Source organism: Paraburkholderia sp. 22098 (genome assembly GCF_052045935.1).
Classification (GTDB): Bacteria; Pseudomonadota; Gammaproteobacteria; order Burkholderiales; family Burkholderiaceae; genus Paraburkholderia; species Paraburkholderia caledonica.
Window position 1 is genome coordinate 146,406 of the sequence record NZ_JBQEPV010000007.1, and the last position, 22,832, is coordinate 169,237.

At 61.9% G+C, this 22,832-nt stretch carries 22 protein-coding genes; 9 read left to right on the forward strand and 13 right to left on the reverse strand.

The features are described from left to right. Window positions 1-7 precede the first annotated feature (7 nt). On the forward strand, window positions 8-502 hold the full coding sequence (locus ACTJLB_RS16575; protein ID WP_440783884.1) for a hypothetical protein: 495 nt from the start codon (window positions 8-10) through the stop codon (window positions 500-502). A gap of 5 nt (window positions 503-507) precedes the next feature. After that, window positions 508-1,851 (forward strand): c-type cytochrome, encoded by a 1,344-nt coding sequence (locus ACTJLB_RS16580; RefSeq protein ID WP_440783885.1) that lies wholly within the window; start codon window positions 508-510, stop codon window positions 1,849-1,851. Between the two features lie 58 nt (window positions 1,852-1,909). On the opposite strand, the gene ACTJLB_RS16585 is transcribed toward ACTJLB_RS16580, so the two are convergent. After that, window positions 1,910-2,782 (reverse strand): YsnF/AvaK domain-containing protein, encoded by an 873-nt coding sequence (locus ACTJLB_RS16585; RefSeq protein WP_440783886.1) that lies wholly within the window; start codon window positions 2,780-2,782, stop codon window positions 1,910-1,912. An 89-nt stretch (window positions 2,783-2,871) separates the two neighbouring features. After that, the gene (locus tag ACTJLB_RS16590) at window positions 2,872-3,348 is read right to left on the reverse strand and encodes a YsnF/AvaK domain-containing protein (RefSeq protein ID WP_088174109.1); all 477 of its coding nucleotides are present in this window, start codon (window positions 3,346-3,348) and stop codon (window positions 2,872-2,874) included. Window positions 3,349-3,696: 348 nt separating this feature from the next. Between ACTJLB_RS16590 and ACTJLB_RS16595 the strand changes: the two genes are divergently transcribed. The 5 genes from ACTJLB_RS16595 to ACTJLB_RS16615 are packed head-to-tail and all read left to right on the forward strand — an operon-like array spanning window position 3,697 to window position 7,989. Continuing rightward, window positions 3,697-4,566, forward strand: coding sequence for an STAS domain-containing protein (locus ACTJLB_RS16595; RefSeq protein WP_440783887.1), 870 nt, complete (start codon window positions 3,697-3,699; stop codon window positions 4,564-4,566). 1 nt (window position 4,567) lies between these two features. Next, window positions 4,568-4,951 carry an STAS domain-containing protein gene (locus ACTJLB_RS16600; protein WP_020066792.1) on the forward strand — a complete coding sequence of 128 codons (384 nt, stop codon included), beginning with the start codon at window positions 4,568-4,570 and terminating at the stop codon, window positions 4,949-4,951. 35 nt (window positions 4,952-4,986) lie between these two features. Further along, window positions 4,987-5,349, forward strand: coding sequence for an anti-sigma regulatory factor (locus ACTJLB_RS16605; RefSeq protein ID WP_020066791.1), 363 nt, complete (start codon window positions 4,987-4,989; stop codon window positions 5,347-5,349). Then, complete coding sequence (locus ACTJLB_RS16610) at window positions 5,334-6,323, forward strand: ATP-binding protein (RefSeq protein ID WP_440783888.1); 990 nt, start codon at window positions 5,334-5,336, stop codon at window positions 6,321-6,323. The genes ACTJLB_RS16605 and ACTJLB_RS16610 overlap by 16 nt, the downstream gene beginning before the upstream one ends. Window position 6,324: 1 nt before the next feature. Next, a complete protein-coding gene (locus ACTJLB_RS16615; RefSeq protein ID WP_392393992.1) occupies window positions 6,325-7,989 on the forward strand; it encodes an ATP-binding response regulator in 1,665 nt (554 codons plus the stop codon). Window positions 7,990-8,082: 93 nt separating this feature from the next. Here the strand turns inward: ACTJLB_RS16615 and ACTJLB_RS16620 are convergent, their stop codons facing one another. The 3 genes from ACTJLB_RS16620 to ACTJLB_RS16630 form a co-directional block, all read right to left on the reverse strand. Then, on the reverse strand, window positions 8,083-9,183 hold the full coding sequence (locus ACTJLB_RS16620; protein WP_440783889.1) for a porin: 1,101 nt from the start codon (window positions 9,181-9,183) through the stop codon (window positions 8,083-8,085). A gap of 192 nt (window positions 9,184-9,375) precedes the next feature. Further along, window positions 9,376-10,398: a dicarboxylate transporter/tellurite-resistance protein TehA gene (gene tehA / locus ACTJLB_RS16625; RefSeq protein ID WP_440783890.1), complete on the reverse strand. Its 1,023-nt coding sequence runs from the start codon at window positions 10,396-10,398 to the stop codon at window positions 9,376-9,378. Then, on the reverse strand, window positions 10,398-10,565 hold the full coding sequence (locus tag ACTJLB_RS16630) for a hypothetical protein (protein ID WP_440783891.1): 168 nt from the start codon (window positions 10,563-10,565) through the stop codon (window positions 10,398-10,400). The genes tehA and ACTJLB_RS16630 overlap by 1 nt, the downstream gene beginning before the upstream one ends. A gap of 184 nt (window positions 10,566-10,749) precedes the next feature. On the opposite strand from ACTJLB_RS16630, the gene ACTJLB_RS16635 reads away from it, so the two are divergent. Together ACTJLB_RS16635 and ACTJLB_RS16640 are read left to right on the forward strand one after the other, a co-directional pair. Beyond that, window positions 10,750-11,412 carry a biliverdin-producing heme oxygenase gene (locus ACTJLB_RS16635; RefSeq protein WP_227471184.1) on the forward strand — a complete coding sequence of 221 codons (663 nt, stop codon included), beginning with the start codon at window positions 10,750-10,752 and terminating at the stop codon, window positions 11,410-11,412. A gap of 18 nt (window positions 11,413-11,430) precedes the next feature. Continuing rightward, window positions 11,431-13,104, forward strand: a complete 1,674-nt coding sequence (locus tag ACTJLB_RS16640) for an ATP-binding protein (RefSeq protein ID WP_204521969.1) — start codon at window positions 11,431-11,433, stop codon at window positions 13,102-13,104. Window positions 13,105-13,209: 105 nt separating this feature from the next. Here the strand turns inward: ACTJLB_RS16640 and ACTJLB_RS16645 are convergent, their stop codons facing one another. From ACTJLB_RS16645 to ACTJLB_RS16680, 8 genes are all read right to left on the reverse strand, one after another. After that, a complete protein-coding gene (locus ACTJLB_RS16645; protein WP_027804429.1) occupies window positions 13,210-13,647 on the reverse strand; it encodes a response regulator in 438 nt (145 codons plus the stop codon). A 4-nt stretch (window positions 13,648-13,651) separates the two neighbouring features. After that, complete coding sequence (locus ACTJLB_RS16650) at window positions 13,652-16,030, reverse strand: ATP-binding protein (RefSeq protein WP_440783892.1); 2,379 nt, start codon at window positions 16,028-16,030, stop codon at window positions 13,652-13,654. Between the two features lie 99 nt (window positions 16,031-16,129). Next, entirely contained in the window at window positions 16,130-16,945 is an 816-nt protein-coding gene (locus ACTJLB_RS16655) for an amidohydrolase family protein (RefSeq protein ID WP_440783893.1), read from the reverse strand. Continuing rightward, a complete protein-coding gene (locus ACTJLB_RS16660) occupies window positions 16,942-17,949 on the reverse strand; it encodes a hydroxyacid dehydrogenase (protein WP_440783894.1) in 1,008 nt (335 codons plus the stop codon). Before ACTJLB_RS16660 ends, ACTJLB_RS16655 begins: the two co-directional genes overlap by 4 nt. A gap of 4 nt (window positions 17,950-17,953) precedes the next feature. After that, window positions 17,954-19,033 (reverse strand): LacI family DNA-binding transcriptional regulator, encoded by a 1,080-nt coding sequence (locus ACTJLB_RS16665; RefSeq protein WP_440783895.1) that lies wholly within the window; start codon window positions 19,031-19,033, stop codon window positions 17,954-17,956. A gap of 19 nt (window positions 19,034-19,052) precedes the next feature. Then, on the reverse strand, window positions 19,053-20,948 hold the full coding sequence (locus tag ACTJLB_RS16670) for a TRAP transporter large permease (protein WP_392393984.1): 1,896 nt from the start codon (window positions 20,946-20,948) through the stop codon (window positions 19,053-19,055). Between the two features lie 15 nt (window positions 20,949-20,963). Next, window positions 20,964-21,995 (reverse strand): TRAP transporter substrate-binding protein, encoded by a 1,032-nt coding sequence (locus tag ACTJLB_RS16675; RefSeq protein ID WP_087751992.1) that lies wholly within the window; start codon window positions 21,993-21,995, stop codon window positions 20,964-20,966. A 256-nt stretch (window positions 21,996-22,251) separates the two neighbouring features. Then, complete coding sequence (locus tag ACTJLB_RS16680; RefSeq protein ID WP_087751991.1) at window positions 22,252-22,758, reverse strand: DoxX family protein; 507 nt, start codon at window positions 22,756-22,758, stop codon at window positions 22,252-22,254. Between the last annotated feature and the right edge of the window lie 74 nt (window positions 22,759-22,832).

A 22,832-nucleotide genomic window follows, 5' to 3' on the forward strand; every position in this document is an offset into this window, starting at 1 on the left:
GAGCGCGATGATGTTAGCCGCAGAGCTTTATCAGAAGCCGCCAGGCGAGCCGGACCCGGCGACCGCGCGGCAAGACGCCGGCCGCAGGTCCGACCGTCTCAATCCCTACCCACGGCGCGGCGGGGCGCTGATGATGCTGTTCGGTCTGTTGGGCGCGGCCGCAGCATGGGGGTTGCAGACGGAAGTTGGCGAGACGCTTGCCGCCCAGGCGTGTTACCCGCATCGGCGTGCGCTACCCGCGCCTCAATGGTCGTGGCTCATGCCGGCGTTGAACGCGATGAGTATCGTCGCGCTGCTGGTGGGTATCGCGGGTGTGTGGGTGGCCTGGCGAAGCTGGCGCATAGCGCGCCCTGACCCTGCTGTTTCCGTGTCCGACACAACAGCGGGAAGAACCCGTTTTCTCGCGATGGCAGGGCTCATACTCAGTGTGCTCTTTCTCGTCGGCCTGGTCACGGCAGGATTGGCCGTACTGCTCGTCTCACCGTGCAGCGCGTGGCGATGACTGACATGAAACGGGTTCGGCCGCGCGCCGCGTTCACTGCTTTCGCGCTGACGCTCGCCATGACGATGGTGGCAGCGCTGTGCGCGCACAGCCTGGCGCAATCGGATTCGCCAAGCGTTGACGATGCCGTTGCACTGTCCGACCCCGCGCTGATTTCACGTGGCGCCTATCTCGCGAAGCTTGGCGACTGCGCCGGCTGCCATACGGTGCCGAAGCAGGGCGCGCCGTTCGCCGGCGGCCTCCCGATGGGCTCGCCGTTCGGCACCATCTATTCGACTAACATCACGCCCGACCCGCAAACCGGAATCGGCCGCTACAGCTATGCCGACTTCGAGCGCGCGCTGCGCGACGGCGTGGCGCCCGGCGGCAAGCGGCTTTACCCGGCCATGCCATATGCGTCGTTCACGAAGATCAACGACTCGGATATGCACGCCCTCTACGCGTATTTCATGCATGGCGTGCAGCCGGTTGCGCACCGCCCGCCCGAAACGAAATTGCCGTTCCCGTTCAGTCAGCGCTGGGGCCTCGCCTTCTGGGATTTCGCATTCGTGCAGCACGAGCGCTTCATTCCGGACGGCAAACGCGACGCGCTATGGAATCGAGGCGCCTACATCGTGCAATCGCTCGGCCACTGCGGCGCGTGTCACACGCCTCGTGGCCCCGGGTTCGAGGAGCGCGGCTACGACGAATCGTCGAAGCTATACCTGACAGGCGGCACGAACGATCACTGGTTCGCGCCTAACCTCACCGGGGACCCCGGTTCCGGACTAGGGCGTCTATCGCCGCGCGACATCGCCTCGTTTCTCAAGTCCGGCCACGGCGTGGATGTGCACGTCGTCACGTTCGGCAGCATGGTGGAAGTGGTCGAGGACAGCGGGCAATATTTCAGCGACGACGACCTGAACGCCGTCGCTCGATATCTGAAGAGCCTCCCCGCGCGGCAGAGTTCCGGTACTTACATGCAGAACACGCAGAAGTTACAGGAGACGGCTGTGTCGTTGAAGGCGGGTGAGGTGGAGCGCCCCGGGGCCGGACTCTACATGTCGTTTTGCGCAAAGTGTCATCAAGCCGACGGGCGTGGGGAACCACACAAATTTCCGGCGCTGGCAGGCAATCCGGCAGTGCTCGCGCCGGACACGTCTTCGCTGATCCGGCTCGTTCTTGAGGGCGGCACCAGTCCGCAGACGGAGAATGGACCAATACATCGCGAGATGCCGGCGTTCAGGAATCAGTTCACCGACAGAGAGATCGCCAGGGTCTTGAGCTTCGTGCGCACTGCGTGGGGTAACGAGGCACGGCCGGTTGCAACGCGCGACGTCTCGACTGTGCGAAGCAAGATCAAGAAGTGAAGCAGTCAAGGCCGGTTCGAACCCTCTGTTTCGCAACCGGCCTCACCGTTCATTGAACTTAGATTGGCTTCTTCCCAACTTCATCGAGCCGCGTGGTCTTGTCGGTTCCTTCCACCCGCTCAACTTCGACTTCGGTACCGCGGACTGTGTCGTTGACAGTTTCAGTGCGACTGCTCGACTCTTTGCCCACCACCACTTCCTCAACGACTCTAGCTGTCTTTGCGACCACGGCCTGCTCCGCAGTTTCGCGAACCTCGACAGAACTCTCGGTCAGGTCGGCGGTAGTCGCCGGGCGGTCCACCGCTCGCCGTTCTATTGTGGCGTGCTCCTCGCGCAAGGTCACCGCTTCGCTCACGGGCGTTTCGGTGACGCGCGAATAAACACGTACGCCTCCCGTCGAGACTTCGCGTTTGCCGACTTCGAGCGACTCCTGTACGACTGGAAATGCCTTGCGTTCGGCCGCTATTTCGTCGCTCGTGTAGGCGGGCGCGTTGCGGTCGTATCCGGTGTAGCCCGCGCCGCGCCATTGTGCAACGCGCGAATCGATGTCGACGGCGCCCGCGGCGTACAACGCTTCTTGCATTCTCTCCACAGACGATTCGTCATCCACATCCACAGACAGCAATGCACCGCCGCGACGCACGGCTTCCTGATAGTGGTCGGCTTCTTCCGGACGGTCGTCGTCACCGAAGAGCCGCTTGAAAAAATGTTCGATGCGTCCCATCGCGCCTTCGTGCTCGTGGACAGTGGCGTCTGTCGAGGAAACCGGTGTTGTCCCGAGGCCCGTATCGGTTGTGGTGGACGCGTCGAGCCCTGCGTCCTGAGCATGCACGGCCATATTCGCAGCCGGAACGCCTTCAGTTTCCAGGCGGCTTTTCGCGGCTTCCGCCTGCGCGAATGAATCGAATACACCGATGATAGTGTGAGTCATTGCAGATCTCCCAAAAGATTGAACCAGGCCTACGCAAGTCCAAGTGGAACGCGTCCCGCCTGTCGCGCAACGACCGTTCCCAGAACGCGCTACTCGGTGTCCGTTTCGGGTTTCCACTCGCCATCCGTGCCTTCGCGGCGCTCAATGACTAATTCTTCGGACTTCAAAATGAATTCACGAACTGCTTCATGCTGTGATTCGACGGTCGTTACGTGCACCTCTTCCTTCAACACGAGTTGCATTTTTACTACCGGCACGTACTCGAAGACCGGAATGATGAGCGTGTCGCCTTCCTGCCGCGGCGCGTAGCGCTCATCGACCGGCCGATTGACCGGCACGCGCCGAACTTCAACGTGCTCCTCGCGCAGGGTCACGGAAACCGGCTTCGTCTCCTCCTGAATGACCTTGCGGACCCGGACTGAACCAGTCTCGATTCTGTCGACGTCGACCTGCAGTTGTTCTTGCACGGCAGTGACGCGCAATTCGTCGGACGCATTGTTTGCATCAGACGTGTCCGCGCGATCAGCGGATTGCGACTTGGATTTGGCCGATTCGGGCATGTCCATCAGTTGCCTCCGGGAGAAGCGGACGTTCAGTTAGGAAGGGACGCCTGGAAGATGTAGCACGGCGACCATGCGCGGCACGTGGCTGCTTGTGTCGGAAGAATCTCTGGCATCGACCGGCGAGGTGAACCGGCGCCACGTCATGCAGCGCCGCAACGTTTGAGGCCGCAAGGGGCATGCCGTGTCGGCGGGACGGGGGAACTTGCCCGCCTGGCAGGACAATAAATTCGTTGACCGTCAGCAACGTTGTGTGGGCTCGCCCAACATATTGGAAGAGCTGAATGTAACGGAACCGTCAACCCACAGGTATGATGTCGCTCTGTCCAAACGACACCAATACAGGAGCGGACTTTGAGCGAACAAAATGACTTGGCAACCATACTTGAGAAAAATGAAGAAGCCGTTTTGAAAGCGTGGGTAGCAGGGCAGATATCTGGCGGCGTCCGCCAGGGTGTCATCTCGGAAGCTAATGTGCGCGACTCATCGCGTGCATTTCTCGCGCTATTTGCAAGCGCTGTCAAAAGCAGCTACGACGAACAGTTGTCCGGAGAGGCATGGGAACCTGTCCGCGCACATCTGACCGCATTGTCCCGGGAACGCGTGATTCAGGGCTTCTCCCCGGTAGAAACTGCCACTTTCATTTTTTCGCTGAAGAAGCCGCTGTTCGAAGCGCTGCGCAAGTCGCTCGGCAAAAACCTGGAAGCGCTCGGCGACGAGTTGTGGAAGCTGACTCAAACTCTCGACAGCTTGGGCCTTATCACCATTGAAGCGTATCAGGCGAGCCGCCAGCAGATCATCGAGCGCCAGCAGCAAGAATTGCTGGATCTCACCACGCCAGTGGTGCGCCTGTGGGACTCCATCGTCGCGCTGCCGCTAATCGGCACGCTCGACAGCGAGCGTACCCAGGTCGTCATGGAGAGCCTGCTCGACTCCATCGTCGAAAACGAGGCGGCGATCTCGATCATCGACATCACCGGCGTGCCGACCGTCGACACGCTGGTCGCGCAGCATCTGCTCAAGACCGTTGCGGCCGCCCGGCTGATGGGCGCGGAGTGCATCATCAGCGGAATTCGTCCGCAGATCGCGCAAACTATCGTCCACCTTGGCGTCGATCTCGGTGACGTCGTCACGAAGGCAACGCTCGCCGAAGCGCTAAAAATCGCTTTGCGACGAGTGGGCATGACGGTGACGAAACTCGCTACCGCCAAGCAGGACCACTGAGATGGAGCAGATCCCTGTCCTCAAGCTCGGCGAATTCCTGCTCGTCTCGATTCAGGTAGAGCTGCATGACGAACTGGTGATGAGCTTGCAGGACGATTTGACGTCACGGATCGAGCGTACGCATGCAAAGGGCGTGTTGATCGACATCTCCGCACTGGAGATCGTCGATTCTTTCATTGGCCGTACGCTCGGGCACATCGCAGCGATGGCGCGGGTAATGGACGCCACCACCGTGCTGGTGGGCATGCGGCCTGCTGTAGCTATTACGCTGGTCGAACTGGGCATGTCGCTGCACGGTATCCGCACGGCGCTCGACGTAGACAAGGGAATGGCCTTGCTGCGCAGGTCGCTCGAAGACGCGGGAGACCCCTCATCGTTACCTTAAGCGAATCCGTCCTCGAGGTTCGAACGGCCGATCAGGTGAACCTTGCACGCAAGACGGTTCAGGAGTGGGCAACGCGGCTCGCCTTCGGCACGCTCGATCGAACCAAGTTCGTTACGGCGGCGAGCGAACTTGCGCGTAATACGCTTGTGCATGGCCGGGGAGGCAAACTCACCATCTCCGAAGTCCAGCGCGACGGCCGTATTGGCATCAAGCTCGTTTTCGAAGACACGGGGCCGGGTATTCCGGACATCGAGCGGGCGCTTCAGGACGGGTTCAGCACCGCCAAAAGCATGGGGCTTGGATTAGGCGGTGCACGACGGCTCGTCAATGAGTTCGACATTACGTCGACAGTAGGCGTGGGGACCAAAGTGAGCATCATTCAATGGAAACGACGCTAACCCTCGCCGACAAGAGCGGCGTGGCAGACGCGCGCAGGCGTGCGGTTCAGATGGCGCAATCGCTCGGCCTGCCCGAAAAATCGCAGGCAGACGCCGCGCTGATCGTCACCGAAGCGGCCACCAACATCCTCAAGTACGCGGGCCATGGCGAGATCGTGTTGAAGAGTGCTGACGGCGGCGCGGGCGGTCTCGACGTGGTCGCACTCGACCGCGGTCCGGGTATCGCCAACCTCGGCGCCGCATGTTCCGACGGCTTCTCGACGGGCGGCAGCCTCGGCGCCGGTCTCGGAACGATCGCCCGTCATTCGGTGCTGTTCGACATTTATTCGGTCACCGGTAACGGCACGGCTTTGTTCGCGCGGGTGGCCGATAAACCAGCCGCAAAGCTTTCGCGCTTTCAGGTCGGCGCGAGGTCCACGCCGAAACTCGGCCAGGACGTCAACGGCGACGCATGGGCCGTGCGCCATTTGGCGGACAGCATGTGGGTGGCCTTGCTCGACGGCCTCGGGCATGGGCCGCTCGCGGCAGAGGCGTCGCGTCGTGCCGTCGACGTTTTCATGGCAGCCGATCCGGTTGGTCTACCCGCAGACGTGATGCGCGACGTTCATTCCGGCATCAAGGCGACGCGCGGCGCAGTCATGGCGATTGCGAAATTCGAGCCTGTGAGCGCTGTTCTGTCGTTTGCGGGCATCGGTAATATCGTGAGTGTCGTTCATACCGGCGAGAGCGCGCAGCACCTGCTTTCCATGGACGGCACGGTCGGCTACAACGTGCGCGCTGTCCGCCCGGGGGAAGCCCGTTGGGTTCCGGGCAGTGTGTTCATTGCCACCACGGACGGCCTCTCCACACGTTGGAATCTGAACCGCCATCCCGGTTTGACGCACCGGCACCCGAGCCTGATCGCCAGCGTGCTGCATCGCGATTTCGCCCGCGACGCGGACGACGCGACTGTAGTTGTCGTCAAGGCGGTTTGACATGCGACACAGAATCCTCGCGACGCCCGTCAGTTCCAACCTGAGCCTCGTCACGGTGCGCGACCGTTCGCGTCAGATCGGCGAACTGTTCGGCCTCGACAATCTGCAACGCACGCGCTTTATTACGGCCGTCTCCGAAATTGCGCGCAACGCGGTGCAGTTTGCCGGCGGCGGCATGCTGACCTTTTTCGTCGGCGACGCCACCGACGCAGCGGAGACCCAGTGCGTGGTCGCGCAAATCAGCGACAACGGGCCGGGCATTCCCAATCTCGATGCGTTGCTGGTCGATCCCAGCGGTCGGCCTGGCGCCACCGGAGTGGGTATTCCGGGCAGTCAACGCATGGCGGATGGCTTCTTTGTGCAGTCGCAAGCGGGCAAAGGCACGACCGTAACGCTCGAGATGTTCCTGCCTCGGGGCACCGCACGTCTTTCCATGCGCGCGCTCGGCACGCTCGTCGGCCAACTTACTCAGCGCAAACCTCAGACGCCGGTTGAAGAACTCGAGCAGCAAAATCGCGAAATGCTTCTCGCGCTTGAAGAGCTTCGTCGCAAGCGCGCTGAACTTGAGGATGCCGATCTCCGCAAGAACGAGTTTCTCGCCATGCTGGCGCACGAACTGCGAAATCCATTGGCAGCCATATCGTTGTCGTTAGAACTGGAGGCGCGTGCTGGGACGGGCGAGTCCGGCCACACGTTCGCTGTGATTGCACGGCAAACTGCGCAACTGTCGCGGATGGTCGAAGATCTGCTCGACGTCTCACGGCTTACGCGCGGTAAGGTCGAACTGCAGACCGAGGTGGTGCGTGTCGATTCGCTTATCGAAGGCGGGATCGAGATGGCTCAGGCCGAAATCAAACGGCGCGGCCATACAGTAAGGATCGACTATCCGGCGGAGCTTGCTTCGGTTCGCGTCGATATCGCGCGGCTCAAGCAGGTGTTCAACAACATCATCCACAACGCGGCGCGATACACGCCACAGCCCGACACCATCGCGATTACGGTCACGAACACGGACAGCGAGGTGACGATTGCGATTACGGATCGCGGCATCGGTATCGATCCCGACATGCTGCCGCACGTGTTCGATCTCTTCGCGCAGGCGACGATTGGTATCGGCAGGCAGGATGCCGGACTCGGCATCGGGCTGACGGTCGTGGAGCGGCTCGTGAACGATCACGGTGGATCGGTGAAGGCGTACAGCGACGGTCCCGGCAAGGGAACGCGCGTTGTCGTGTCGCTGCCGATCGTCCACGAAGAGGTGACCAGCGACGCACCTTCAACTCACGCCGAAACGCCGTGGGCGAACGTCGAGCACAACGTGCTGGTGGTAGACGACAACCGCGATTCGGCCGATGCCCTCGCTGCGCTGCTCGACATGCATGGGCACCAGTGCAAAGTCGCATACGACGGTGCGTCGGCGCTGCAACTCGCTGAGACCTTCCCGGCGACGGTGGGCCTGGTGGACCTCGGCCTGCCCGATATGTCGGGATTCGACGTGGCGAAGGCATTGCTCGCCAGGCCCGCGTTGGGATCGCTGAAGCTGATCGCTTTGAGCGGCTATTCGACTGCGCCGTTTCGAACCGAAGCAGCCGAGGCCGGGTTTAGCCATTTTTTCTCGAAGCCCGTGGCCATCGAGGAGCTTTTGCAGTTTCTGGCGAAGGGTTGAGTGTTCGCGTCGCCGCCATCATGCAGGCAGTGAAACCCGGTACATGAGCAGCCGTGCCGGGCTTCACTGGTCCGCCGGAAGCGAACCGGGGCGTCAGAAGATGTTGCGCAGGCCCACGGCAACGCCGGTCTGGTTATTACGGCCCGGGAAGTCGGCGGTTGCCGCACCGGTGCCGCGAATGAAGTCGACCGTTCCATACACTTCAGTGCGCTTGGACAGCGAGTACTCGGCGAGCAGCACGCCCGAGTAGCGGGTGCCGCGGCTCAGCGTGGTTTGATCCGCGTTCAGCGCATTGCGCGAGTGGTCGTAATACGCCGCGGCGGTCAGCAGCAGCGGCGGTGTGACCTGCCACGTGGTGCCGAGATAGAAGCCGTCGTCGATGCGATTGGTGTTGGTCACCGGCGTCGTCCAGCCTGCTGCCGGCGAGTTCGCCGCCGCCATGAAGAGATCGACCATGCCGGTGTTGTCCTGCGCGTGCAGCCAGCCGGCGTACGCCTTGACCGTGCTGAATGCGTAGACCGCGCTCACGTTGACTACGTTGAACTTGCGGTTGCTCGCGTCGCTGTTCTGCTGGTAGCCCGCGTCGAGCGAAAGGCCGCCGTACGTGTACGACGCCGTCAGGCCATACATGTTGTTCGCGCCGGTGCTGCCTGCCACGCCGCCGAAGCCGTACATGGCTTCGACATTCAAACCGCCGAACTGGCCGCTGTACTTAACCGAGTTGTTCTGACGCAGACCATAGCCGAGCGCGCCCGGCAGCCATCCATCCTGGTCGTAGTTGCCAACCGTCAGCGGGTCGTACACGTTGCCGAGCTGATCGAACAGCGGCGTGTTCTGGCGGCCGAACGTGACCGTGCCGTACTTGTTGCTGGACAAGCCGACATAAGCCATCCGGTTGAAGAGCGTGCCGGAGCTCGCGAGCTGACCGTTCCAGAGATTGAAGCCGTTCTCGAGCCGGAAGACCGCGGATAGACCGCCGCCCAGATCCTCGTTCCCTTTCAGGCCCCAGCGGCTGCCGGTGATCGGGCCGACGCCCATTGCGACTTCGCTGTCGTTCTTTGCATTCGCATTGGTCAGGTAGCGGATGCTGGTATCGACGATGCCGTACAGCGTGACCGAGCTTTGCGCAAAAGCGGATTGCGCAGCGATGGCCAGAAGTGCGCCGCCGATGGCGCTCGTAATACTTTTATTCACCGGAATCTCCGTGTGCTTGTTTATCGAGCGAGCCCCCGTGTATGGTCGGTGGCCCGCGGGCATAGCGCGTTCGTGGGCGCGGGCGCAATCATATTTCGACCAAATTAAACGGACGCTGACTTTTTGCAGTCATGTCGTCCGATTGCAACGGTGTGGGGCGCCGGCACGTCGGCAGCGGGGCATCGCCGCGGGCTAGCTCGCCCGCGTCACTCGCAGTTCCGCCGGTGTTTGCCGTGCCGATTGAGCGCCTGCAACTGGCGCCGCGGCCGGCGGAATCAGCTTGCCCCGCACCAGCAACGCAAGCGTCTTGAAGGCCAGAATCGCGATGATCACGTTGGCCAGGATGAACAGAGCCGGTGCAGCCCATTCAACGGCTCCTGCCGTGCCTCGTTCGACCATACGCAGCGCCATCGTCGGTAAAGCGGCCACACCGAAGCTGAAGGCCCAGTAACCAGGCACGAACGCCTGTTGACGAATCCACGGCAGCAACCGCAACAGCAACAGTCCTTGATAAACCCCATATCCGAGCAGGATCAGCGCGAACAGATCGGGCGTGCCGCTCGTCAAGCCAAGGTAAGTCACACCACCCACCACCGGCGGCGCGAGCTGAATGCCGAGCGTGGGACGCAGTGCTTCAGGCAGCGGTTCATGCACGGCTGCACGATGCAGAATCAGCGATTCGATGGCAAGCCAGGACAGCAAGCCCGCACCGAAGAACAACCCGCCCAGCTGATGAAAACCGAAGGCCGCCGCCGCCGTGCCCGCAACGAAACTCGGCGCCACGGTCGGCAGGTAAATGGCCGGCGTAACGAGTTCCGGCTTGCGTCCGCCTTGCCAGAGTCGTCCATGCAGATACACGCCGAGTGCCAGTTGCGCGACCACGGCCACACCGAACAGCGCGAGTGCGAGGCGATATGCGTGCGGCTGCAGAAGCTGCGCGGCCAGCATGCTCGATACGGGCGCAAGCGCCGCGAAAGACGACTGCACCGGATGCTGCATTTCCTCGCGAGCCTCGGCAGTGCGTGTCAGCCACTTCAGCCCGTAGGCGACGAGAATGGCGAGCCACACGACTAACGCGGCTACCGTCGTCAAGGTTCCAATGGCGGCGGGCAAGTGCCACAGCCTGATCGCCACGCGCCACAGATTGGCGAGCGCGAGGGCGCCCACCGCGATACCGAAGAATGCAACGGGTACTGAGCCACGATTGGTGTCCATCACCGATCCTCCAGGAGTTGCGTCGCGCTAGACTGTTCCGGCTTCGCGCGATCGATGACGTACTGTAGAACCGCGCCCGCAAACGCAGAACGCTGGGCGCGCTCAACAAATTGCGCAATCGTCTCAAGATGCGCAGCATGCGGTTCGGTTTCGATCACGCGTTTCATTCGAGCGTTTGGCTCCGATGCGCGCTTTGCGTGCTTGACATTAGCCCCTCTTCCAACTGATCATTTGATGCGATACGCCCAGTTGCAATGGCACGCGTTTCCTGCGCGGCGCCCATCGCACGCAGCGTCTCGTCAAGCCTCCTCCCGTCATTCGCTTCAGCCATTTCCAGTTTTCGCCAGCACGTTGACCCAAAAATCCGACATCGCCCGCCAGCCCACAGGTACAGCTAGTGGCCCGCACAAGGTGCTCACCGCATTGCGTGCAGCAACCTCGCAACGCCACGAGTCGACTCACCTCCTGATGCCGCTGTCGGTCGACAGTGTCGCGCTCGGCGATTACGTCGCGCATCTGGTCATTCTTCGCGAATGGCTCGTACAACTCGAAGCCTGGTTAGCGCATTTCAGCGATGGGCCTCAGGCACCGGCGCTGCTCCCAGCCCGTAATCGGGTCGCGTTGATCGACATGGATCTGGCCCACGCATCGGTAAAACTGGAAGATCGCACTGGTGCCCAGGAAGTAAGTAGTACATGTCACTGGAGCGGCAGCGAGAGCGCCGCTTATCGTTGGGGCGTGTGCTATGTGATCGAAGGTTCGCAGTTGGGCGGCGCGGTTTTATACGAACGCCTGAAAGAACGGCTCGCGCCTCATCCTCTCGGATACCTCAAGGCGGGCCGCGAGGCACTCGGTGTGCGTTGGGCGGCGTTCGTTCGCGCAATGTGCGCCGACGTCGATATGCAAACTCAAGCCAGTATCGAAGAAGCGTGCCGCGGCGCCTGCGACGCGTTTGACCACCTCATCGAACTCGTGCCGCGTCCCGCCATGGCCACCTTCGCGGGCGGCGAATAACCGCGGGCGGCACACGTAATGAATCGCTTCCAAGAGGACGGTCCAGCGCCGTCGCACCCGCTCGACGCGGCGTCGGTTTTCGACCTGCTACCCGAGGCTTATCTGATTCTCAACCGGCATTACGAAATACAGCTTGCCAATGCACGCTACTGCGAACTGGTGAGCCAATCGTCGAGTGACCTGTTGGGCAAATCGATATACGAGGTCAACCAGTTCGGTCCCCAGGAGCAGCGCGAGGCCCGGCGCTCGTGGCTGGATAGCGTGCTGCTCGACCTCGCGCCTGGCGAGCCGAAATGGTCGGCGTTGTTCCGCTACGAAAGTCCACGGCGCGCTCAGGATGCGGCGCGCGCCGCTGCTTCAGATCCGGATGGCTCTTCCGCGCAGCTTGCGCCACGTTACTGGAAGATCAAGGCGTCCTTGCTGGACTCGACGCAAAGAGGCGGCGATATCGCTTTGCGCGTGAGCGAAGTCACCGACCGTGTCGACGAATACGAGCGAAATCAGCGCGAGCGCGCGAAGCTTCGTTCGCAGGCGCAGTTGCGTCTACTGTTGGCCAAGGAAGCAAAAGAGCAGTTGCGCGAGAACGAAGAACGCTTTCAACTCGCGCTTGCGTTCTCACAACTCGGTGCGTGGGAGTTGGACCCGCGCACGCGGCTCATCGACTGCACGGATCAGTGCAAGGCGAACCTGGGTCTGTCGCACAGTTCGGTGCTGACTGAGCAGCGACTCTTCGGCGAGATCGCGCATCCGGAAGACAGTGTGCGTTTGCGCGATGAAATGAATCGCGCCTTCGCCAGCCGTGAGCATTTCGAAGTGGATTTCCGAGTCGGCTGGGCGACTGGTTCGATCCGCTGGATTCTGGTGCGCGGCGTGGGGCGATTCCTGCCCGATGGCGCGCTCAATTCAGTCATTGGATTTACCCTCGACATCACGACCCGAAAAGAAGCAGAGCTGGAGCAGCAGCAAATCGCGTTGTCGGAGAAGCGGGCGCGTGAGGAGAGCGAGCGCCTCGCCACGGCGATGGACCATTTCGTCACGACAGTCAGTCATGAATTGCGCTCGCCGCTCGCCGCGATCGTATCCTGGACTCATTTGCTCGAGCGCACGAAAGACGCTTCGCAGGTGGCGCCGCGCGCGGCTGGCGTTATCAGCCGCAATGCGCGGCAACTTGCGCATATGGTCGACGATCTGCTCGATAGCGGTGCCATTGTTACGGGCAAGCTGTCGGTCAATCTGAGCCCGGTCGATCTGGGTGCGCTCGCGGGCAACGTCGCGGAAGACATGCGTATGGACGTCGAGGCAAAAGGCTTGCGTCTCGTCGCTGACGATCTCGCATCGGTCACCGTGCTCGCCGATGAAAGCCGCATGAAGCAGGTTGTGTGGAACCTGTTGTCGAACGCGCTGAAGTTTTGTCCGACCGGATTCATCCAGCTATCCGTCACAACCGGTGCAGAACATGTCGAACTCGCGGTGCGCGATACCGGCGTGGGCCTGGATGAAAATTCGCTCAAGCAGATTTTCGAACGCTTCCAGCAGTTCGCCGGCAATGGTTCCGGACGCGTTGCCGGGCTCGGCTTAGGCTTGTGGCTGGTGAATAACCTGGTCGACCTGCATAACGGCACGATCTTCGCCGAAAGCGCCGGCCTCGGGCATGGCGCCACTTTCCGTGTCCGCCTGCCTGTGTATCGCTAAGCCGTGCAGCGCCTCTTTGACTCGCCATGGGCAGCGTGTGTGAACCGCACGGTCAGCCACGGCATTGAGGGTGAGTGAATGACACGCTTGCGGGCGAGGTATGCGTCAGCGCGGAAGAGGCGGCGGTTCGTTGAGTACGGCCCAGAACACGCCAAGGTCTTTGATGGCGTCCATGAAGTCTTCGAACTGAACGGGCTTCACCACGTAGGCGTTCACGCCCAGATCGTAGCTGCGCAGCAGATCGCTTTCTTCGCGCGATGAGGTAAGCATCACCACCGGAATGCGCCTGAGATCTTCGTCGGCGCGTACGGTTTTTAGCACCTCGTGACCGTCCACCTTCGGCAACTTCTTGTCCAGCAGAATGACCGCCGGAATCTCCGCACCTCGGTCCGCCCACTGTCCCTCACGGCGAAGGTATTGCAACGCCTCTTCTCCGTCGCGCAACGACACGACCGGATTCGCAAGCCGCGTTTTCTCCAGCGCGATCAGCGTCAGTTCGATGTCGTTGGGATTGTCTTCAACCAGCAAAATTGGTTTTAGCACGCGTTCATTCTCCTTTCATCTTCGTTTCAGCTCTCCGATCAGACCGCGTCCGGTTGTGCGCCAGCAAGTTGTCTGGGCGTGCCGCGGAGACTGCCGGCGATTCTTCGTTCCCCGTTGCAACAGCCGCAAGCGAACGGGGCAGTGAGAATGTCACGGTTGCCCCTTTGTCCACTTCGCCGACCGCCCACGCCTCACCGCCATGACGTTCGACGATCCGCTTCACGGTCGCGAGGCCGATACCGGTTCCGCTAAATTCTTCCATGCGATGCAGGCGCTGGAAGACTTCGAAAAGTTTGCCGACGTAGAGCATGTCGAAACCGACACCGTTGTCTTTCACGAAGAACACGTCGTGGCCGGCTAGTGCATCTTCCCCTGCGTAACGGCCGATTTCGATTACAGCGGCATCGCGCGTCGCGGTGAACTTGACGGCGTTCTCGATCAGATTGCGCAGCACGACATGAATCAGCACAGGGTCGGCCGTAATCTGTCCGAGGTCGCCCACGTGCCACGTGATGTTGCGCTCGGACGCGTGCTTGAGTTCGTCGGCAATCAGGGAGTCGACCAGTTCCTTCACGTCGATCAGTTGCGGACGCAGCGCCGTGCGGCTCATCTGCGAAAACGCCAGCAGGTCGTCTACCAGCTCGCCGCCAAATTTCGCCGATGAAATGATCCGCTCGAGAAAGTGTTGGCCGCGCTCGGACAGCGCGCCGCTTTCCATCTGACGCAGCAGATCCGCGAAGCTGGCGATGTGCCGAAGAGGCGCCCGCAGATCGTGCGATACCGTATAGGAGAAACCTTGCAATTCCTCGTTCGCACGTCCGAGTTCGTGCGCGAGTTGCCCGAGTTCTTCGGCCCGGCGCAGCACGATGCCGAGTAAGGCAGTGCGGAATTCCGAAGCAATTTCCAGTTCAGCAGGGCGCCATGCGAGCGATCGGTCGCGTACCGTGTCCGTCCAGACGTCGAAGCTCTTGCGCGGAGACAGCGAAGGCGAAAGACTTGCGAGCTTTTCTCGCGGATCGCCCGCCCATTTGATTGTCTGAATGGCTTCCTTGCGGAACCACAGCACATAATTCCGGAACAACGTCGAAATCGATACGGACAGCAGGCCGGCATAACCTGGATTGGCTGGCACGACCGGACAGGTGAACGCTAGTGCGTCGGTTTCGAACGTCTCCTGAGACTTGGTATCCAGCCATTCGACGAGGCTCCCGACGTCCGCCTCGGATGGCGTGCTGCCAATGAGCAGCACTCGACCGTCAACGACGATGGCTGCGCCGTCTGATGCGGTCAGTCCGAGGAAATCGCCGGGATCGTTGACGAGCGCGTCGGTAAAACTGTCAGCATCTGCCATTGCACTGAGAAGCCGCGTGAGGGTGCGGCGCAATTCGAGTCGGTATGCGGCTTCGGCATGTTCGTCTTTCGCTTCGATCTGCAGCGACAGCACTTGTGCAATGTGTTCGCACGCGGTGCGTACTTCGAAAGGCGGAACGCGCCCGCTATCGTGATGACAGGAAATCAAGCCCCACAGCTTTCCGCGAACTACGATAGACATGGACATGGACGACATCGTGTCCATGTTCTTCATGTACTGCACGTGCACAGGCGATACGCTTCGCAGCGAAGCGTAGGTCAGATCGGTGGGCTTGCCTGTCGACGGGTGCAAGGACGGCACGAGCGGCGCGGGCTGATATCCGGCGTCCGCGATCAAACGGATGCGGTTGCGTACATACAGCGCACGCGCCTGTGCTGGAATGTCCGAGCCAGGGAAGTGCTGGTCGATGTAAGACGCGTACCCCGGTTCGACGTGTTCTGCGATCACGTGACCGATACCGGCTTCGTCGAAGTTGTAGACCAGAGTGCGGCCGTAACCGGTGATGCGATGCACTTCGTCGGCGGCGAGTTGCGCGAGACACTCGATACTGTTCGCCTCTTCAAGGCGGTTGATGAATGTGCGCACGAGCGGATACATCGACGAAAACACGTCGCCGGTTCCCAGCGCCGGCTCGAGTTCGACGATCGCGACACCCTGGTAGCGATGCACGATAACGGCGAAGGGTGAGGGCCGCCCGGATGCCTCTTCACCGCGCGGGTCGCTCATCGAACCGATGTAAAGCGGGATGCCGTCATCGACCTGCGAGGCAAGCCCGTTGACGATGCGGGCCGCCCATTCTTCGCCGAGAATGCTCGCGATCGAGCCGCCCAGTGTGTTCTCCGCGGGCGAGCCTGTCAGGCTCGCGATATTGGCACTGACCTGCAACAACGTTCCGTCTGGGGCAATGCTGAACAGAAAGCCGTGCGGCTGAATGCCGCCTGGGATATGAATGGGTTCTCGCGCGCAGTCGACCTCAGCTGCCGATGAAGCGGAATAGGGCAGTTCTGCCATGCTTGCTCCGGAAACGGTGTGCTGTATTTTCGCATATTCGTTTCATCGGATCCTGAACTGCAAATCGAAATGTATGCGCCCGGCGCGTCTGGAACTCGCCTAAAACCCGTACAAGTCAGCCGGATTATCGACGAGCATCTTGCGGCGAACTTCGTCGCTTTCCGTTAGCCGCATCGTCCAGTCGAGCATGCGTGCGTCGTCGGGCACGGGCTTGACGTTGGGATGCGGCCAATTCGACGCCCACACGCCGCGCTCCGGAAATCGGCTTGAAAGCGTGCGCACGAGCCACGACACGTCGTCGAAATCAGGCGAGCCGTTGCGCGAGCTTTCATAGGGCGCGGACAGCTTGATCCAGCAATGCGAACCGTCGAGCAGGCGGCACAACGACGCGAACCCTTCGCTTTCCGGTGTGACGGGCGCGAGAAATTTGCCGAGATGATCGATAACAAGATTCGACGGCAAGCTCGCCAGCATCGCTTCATGAGCAGGCAACGTGTGCCCATCGAGCTGCAGGTTGATATTCCATCCCAGCGATGCGATGCGCGCCGACATATCCCTGAGCACACTCCACGGCAGTACGCCGCCCGACAGCATCATGAAACGCACGCCACGTATGCCGGCATCGTGCAGGCGCTGCAATTCGTCATCGCTGACATCGGACGGCACGACTGCGACGCCGCGCGCACCGTCGCCCAACTGAGCGATGGCCGCGAGCGTGCAGCGGTTGTCGAAGCCGTACCCCGTCGGTTGCACGACGATCGCGCGCGACAAACCGAGCCCGCGCTGCACTTCGCGATATGCCGATGCAGGTGCCGGCGGCGGCGTGAAGGTTGCGCTCGCCGCGAGCGGATAGCCTTCCTCGTACACGTGGATATGGCAATCGCATGCGCCTTCGAAGTCGATTGGACGTGTCATCGCGCGTCCGTCGGCATGGCAAAGCCCGAGACGCGATGCGCGTGCTCCGCATTCACCGCGCCCGCAGGCACGCGGCCCTGAAACAGTGCTTCGGTTTGCGCGACGGTTTCCATCGATTGATGCTCGATGGCGCCCGGCGTCAGTCCGCCAATGTGCGGCGTCGCGATCACGCGCGGATGGGCCGCCAACTCAGGCGATGGCATCTGATCTGCCGCGCGGCCCACGTCGAGCGCGCATCCTGCCAGGTGGCCACGCTCCAGCGCGGCGAGCAGAGCGGCGTCGTCGACCAGTTCGCCGCGGGCCGCATTGATGAAGTATGCGCCCGCTTTCATCGCCGCGAAGGCCTGCGCGTTCATCAGGTTCGCAGTCTGCGGCGTGGCGGGCGCAAGGCAGACGACGAAGTCCGACTCGGCGAGCAGATCGTCCAGGCCGACTTGCTGCACGCGCGTGTCGTCGATCGTCGCATACGGATCGGACACGATCACGCGCATGCCGAAGGCCGACGCGAGAGGGCACAGGTAGCGCGATATCTGCCCATACCCGATCACGCCGAACGTGCTGCCGCGCAACTCGCGGCCCATCTTCGGAGCAGGCGATTCGTGCCGGTGGTACGCCTCTGCATACGCGGTGGTCCCTCGCGCGAGATCGAGCATTGCGCCTATCACCCACTCGGACACGGCCGGTATGAAGCCTGCGCTCGCCTGCGTGACAAGCACGCCGAGTTCGCTCGCCGCATCTACATCGACGGTACGGATATCCACCGCGCAGCGCACGAAGGCGGCCAGCTTCGGCAGCGCTTCGAACAACGCGCGCGGCGCCGGCGTCTGCCGGTAGGCGATGATGACATCGGCCTCGCGCGCGGCGTCGGCAAGTTCAGTGAGCGTCAGTTCGCGATCTTCGGGGTTGTACGTGACGTCGGCGAACTTCGCCAGCGCCGCCGCGGCGCGCGTGCCGAAGTAATGATCCAGCATGTGCCGGGGATGACTCACGAATACCTTGTTCATGTCCTTATCCTGTCTTTCTGGCTTGCTTCGCTTTCGCCGCGGTTTTGCCCGGGCGCGCGACCGATTCGCGTTCCACGAGCGTGATATCCGTGAACAGCGCCTGCTCCGATGCAGGCATGGGTTCGTCGTGCGGACGCATCGCGCGCTCCACCATCGCGGCGGCCATCGCCGGCACGGGAAGTTGCACGGTCGTGAGCGCCGGGTTTGAAATCGCCGCGAGGAAATGCCCGTCCATGCCGACGATCGACACGTCTTCCGGCACGCGCAGTCCGCACTCGCGCAGGCCTGCCATGAGGCCGAGCGCCATCAGGTCATTGACCGCGACAATGCCGGTCGGGCGCGCGTCGTCTTGCGAGAGCAGGCGTGCGAGCGCGCGACCGTTCTCAGCGATCATCGAGTCGCCGTATTCGTTCACTGGGCCGCTGTCGAGCACGCGCGCCTCCCCTGATAGCCCCGCTTCCTGTGCTGCCGAGAGGAACCCGTTGATCTTGTCGCGGCGGCTCATCGTCACGCCGGTCAACGTTGCAAAGGCGAGCCGCGCGTGGCCGTGCGCGATCAGATGGCGCGTCGCGATGCGCGCTGCTTCGAAGTTGTCCGGCGTGACGTGTTCGACGCGCGTGGTCTCACCTTCGGTCGCGCGGCGGTCGTAGCTGACAACAACCATGCCGCGTTCGACGGCGGTTTCCAGATGGCGCTCGTTCGCAAGCGACGAGATGACGATCACGCGCCGCACGCCTTGCGACAGCAGGTCTTCGAAGAACGACGCTTCCTTCGCCGGATCGCGATATGTGTTGCCGATCATCACACGGTAGCCGTAGCGCTCCTGTGCATACGTTTCGACCTCGCGTGCGATATAGCCGTACATCGGATTGGCGATGGACGGCACGAGCAGTCCGATGAGCGGCGTCTGTCCCGTCTTGAGCTGACGCGCGAGCGTGCTCGGCCGGTATTGCAGCGAACTCATCGCGGCCTGCACGCGCGCGAGCGTTTCCTGACGCATCTGGTCTGTCCGGCCGTTGAGTACGTTGGATACCGTGCTCACGGATACACCGGCCTCGCGGGCGACATCCTGAATGGTGCTCATAAGGTTTTGCATCTGCCGGCTACAGGCCGAGCCGGGTCGGCAACCACAACGAAAAGGATGGCACCAGAACCAGCACCACCAGTGCAATGCACAACACCAGCAGATATTTGAGCATAGGACGCGCCACAGCCTTCATTTCCGTGCCGGTGATGGCGCAGGTCGCAAAGAGGCCCAGGCCGACCGGCGGCGCGAACAAACCCAGGCCCATTGCGACGACGATCACCGTGCCGAAATGCAGCGGGTTGATGCCGAGTTGCGTGGCGATCGGAGTAAGCAGTGGGCCGAAGATGATGAGCGCGGGTGCGCCTTCCAGCACCGCGCCGAACACGATCATGATCAGCACGGAAAGCAGCAGGAACATCGTCGGACCGTATTGATGCGCGAAGGCGATCATCGAATCGGAGACGAGCGCGGGGATCTGCTCGATGGTCAGCGCGAACGACACGCTGGATGCTGCCGCGACGATGAAGAGAATGCTGCTCGCCATCGATGCCGAGCGCACGAATACCCGCGCAACCGATTTCGGCGTCAGCTCGCGAAACGCCAGCCAGCCGACGATAAGCGCATAGACCACGGCGAATGCGGACACTTCGGTCGACGTCGCGATACCCGAAGTCACACCCTTGCCGATCATGGTGATCATGACGAGCGCGACCAGCGCGCCGCCGAGCAGCGGCATCCACGCGCGAGGATTGGTGAGCGCATCGGCGAGATTGATGCGGCGCCCGAAAATCACCGCGACGATCGCCAACGCCACCGCAAGGACGGCTGCGGGTACCACGCCAGCGAGGAACAGCCCTGCAATCGATATGTTCGCGACGAAGCCCATGATGATCATGTTCACGCACGGCGGAATGGTTTCGGCCATCACGGCGCTGCAGGCGAGCAACGCTGCGGCTTCGTTCGGATCTTCCTTGCTCTGGCGCACAGCTGGCATCACGACGCCGCCGACGGCCGCGATATCCGCAAGCTTTGAACCGGACACGCCGGAGAAGAAGGCCGTTGCCATGATCGTGATGAGCCCGAGGCCGCCGCGCACGCGCCCGAATATTCGCAGCAGCAGTTCGATCAGTCGCGACGACATGCCATTGGTTTCCATCAGCAGGCCGGCTAATACGAAGAACGGAATGGCGAGCAGCACGAAATGGTCGGTGCCGGCCATTACTTGTTGCGAGTAGACGAGCATCGGCAGCGACGGGTCCGCGAGGAAATACAGCAGCGCCGAGAACGCGAGCACGAATCCGATCGGCACACCGAGCACCAGTGCGCCGACGAAGCCGGCTATCAGCAGCGAGCCGGGCTTGATCGCGTGAGTGGGCACGGAGGCGTTCCACGCGAACACCGCCGCTGCGAGCAACAGGCAGCCGACCAATGTCCCCAGCACGGTCTTGCGCGCGCCGTTCACCGCGTTGGCGAGCGCGAAGATCGTCATGAATACGCTGCCAATGACGAGTGGATACACGTTGATCCATGCGGGGAGGCCGCTCGGCGTCATCTGACCGTACGAATCGACCAGCAGCAGGCACGACGACACGCAAAGATTGCCCGCGACGCCAACGATTACCCAGTGCCCCACATGAACGAGCGCGGGCTGCCAGCGCCTTGGCAGCATGCCGCGAAACAGGTCGACGCCGACGTGCTGACTGCGCGCAAGCACCGTGGCGGCGCCGAAGAACACCAGCACGATCATCAGCGCGCCGGCGACTTCCTCGGCCCAGTCGAAAGGATCGTGCAGGAAATAGCGGTAGATCACGGAGAGGAACACCACGAGCACATCGGCCGCGAGCACCGCCGCGCACAGGTATTCGATCCAGCGCATGAGACGGGCGAGGCCGCGCGCGAGCATGGTCTCATGGCCGAAGCCCGGCGCGGCGAGTTGCGTTTCCGGCCCGGGCGTCGCGGAGAAAGTGGTCATGGTGTGCCTGCCTCGTTAGCCGCGCGCTGCGGCGATTGCGCTGAAGAGCGGCGCGGTCGAGGGATACTGCTTCGAGAAGCTCGCGTACAGCTGCGACTGCATCTCGCCGCGCGCGGTGTCGCGGTCGGCCTTCGACATCGGATAGAACGTCATGCCGCGCTTTTTCAACTCCTGCTCGGCGCGGGCAGCCGTTTCGATGGCTACGACGCGCTGCTTCACCGTCGCGTCTTGCGCCGCTTTCTGAAACGCGGGGCGCAAATTTTCCGGAATCTTCGCCAGCGCGCGGCGGCCCATCGCGACGACGAGCGGGCTGAACACATGCTGCGTCTGCCAGCACGACTTCACCACTTCGTCATACTTGCTCGCGAGCACGGTCGCGCAGTCATGCTCGAAGCCATCGACGACGCCTGTTTGCGCGGCCATGTACAACTCGCCAATTGGAATGGGCGTCGGTACTGCGCCCATCAGCTTGAAGGTTTCCATGAAGGCGGGCGTGGGCAGCACGCGCAGCTTCACGCCCTTGATGTCGGCAAGCGATTGCGTGGGCTTCTTCGTGAACACGTTGCGCGCGCCGAACGAATAGCCCCACGTGACGACCGAGCAGCCCGCACGCTGTTGCAGCATCGTGTCGAACGTTTTGCCGACGGTGCCGTCCATCGCGCGCCCGACGTGGTCGAAGCTGTCGAACACATAGCCCAGATCGAGCATGCCCAGTTCCGGCAACACGGTCGCCCAGATCGACGAGCCGGTGACCATCATGTCGACGGCGCCGACCTTCACCTGCTGCACCACGTCGCTTTCCTTGCCGAGCTGGTTGTTCGGGAAGTAGTCGATCCGGATCTGATCGCCGACGCTCGCTTTCAGGTTCGCAGCGAGGTTTTGATACCACACGTAATGCGCGGCGTTTTCGTTGGGAGGCATGGACGACGACAGCCGCAACGTGGCGGCGGGCTGCGCACGCACGATCGCGGGAAACCCCGCGCCCGCGGCTGCAAGCGAAGCTGCCGAAGCAGTCTGAAGGAACCGTCGCCGGGAAATGGAATGCATGGTGTTGTCTCCTGGATGCCGCGTTGACCGCGGACGAGTTTGTCGGGCGCGGCAAGACAGAACGCGCGACTGTATCGATTTAGTGTATCGATACAGTAAATCGCGGCATCGCTGGAACAAATGGGCGTTTACCCGGGCTCAGGTTGATTGGCGAGGAGGCAGTGCGGACCGACACATCGCATAAAGCGACCGCGATATAGGCGTGAACAAGCGGCTCGCGGCGATCGATGGTCAACGCCGCACCAAGCTGCGTGCGTTAAATTTCTCTGCCGATGGCCTTGTCGATCGAATAGCGGCCGGCGCCCTTGAACGCAATATGCAGCGCAAGCAGGCCCATCAGGACGGGATATTCCATGCCCTTGTCCAGCCAGACCCATGCTGGCGCGAGGACGAAGCAGATCCCGATCATCTCGAACGTGATCATTGCGGCAAAAATGCGCGTCATGAATCCCAGGGCGATACACAACGCGCCGCCCGACTCCAGGAAGGTCACGAAATAGGCAAGCATTTCCGCTGCCGGAAGGTGAAGTCTGGAATCGATCAGCCGCATGGAACTCGCCAATGGATTGTCCATTGATCCATGTGAGTGGCCGAGCACCTTCGGGAGTCCGTGCGTGAGAAGGACAATGCCGAAACCAAGTCGCAATACGGCGTATGACACAGGATCAAAGAGCCGATAGAGCCGGCCGAGTTGCGGGATGATCAGCTTCGGAGCCGTCGCATCTGCGTTGCGGGTGTCGAGTTCCTGCGTGTCGAGATCCATAGCCAGGCTCCGCATGAATTGAAAAGACCGGTGAGAGCAGCGTGCCGGACCGCGCACGGACCGGAACGAGTAGT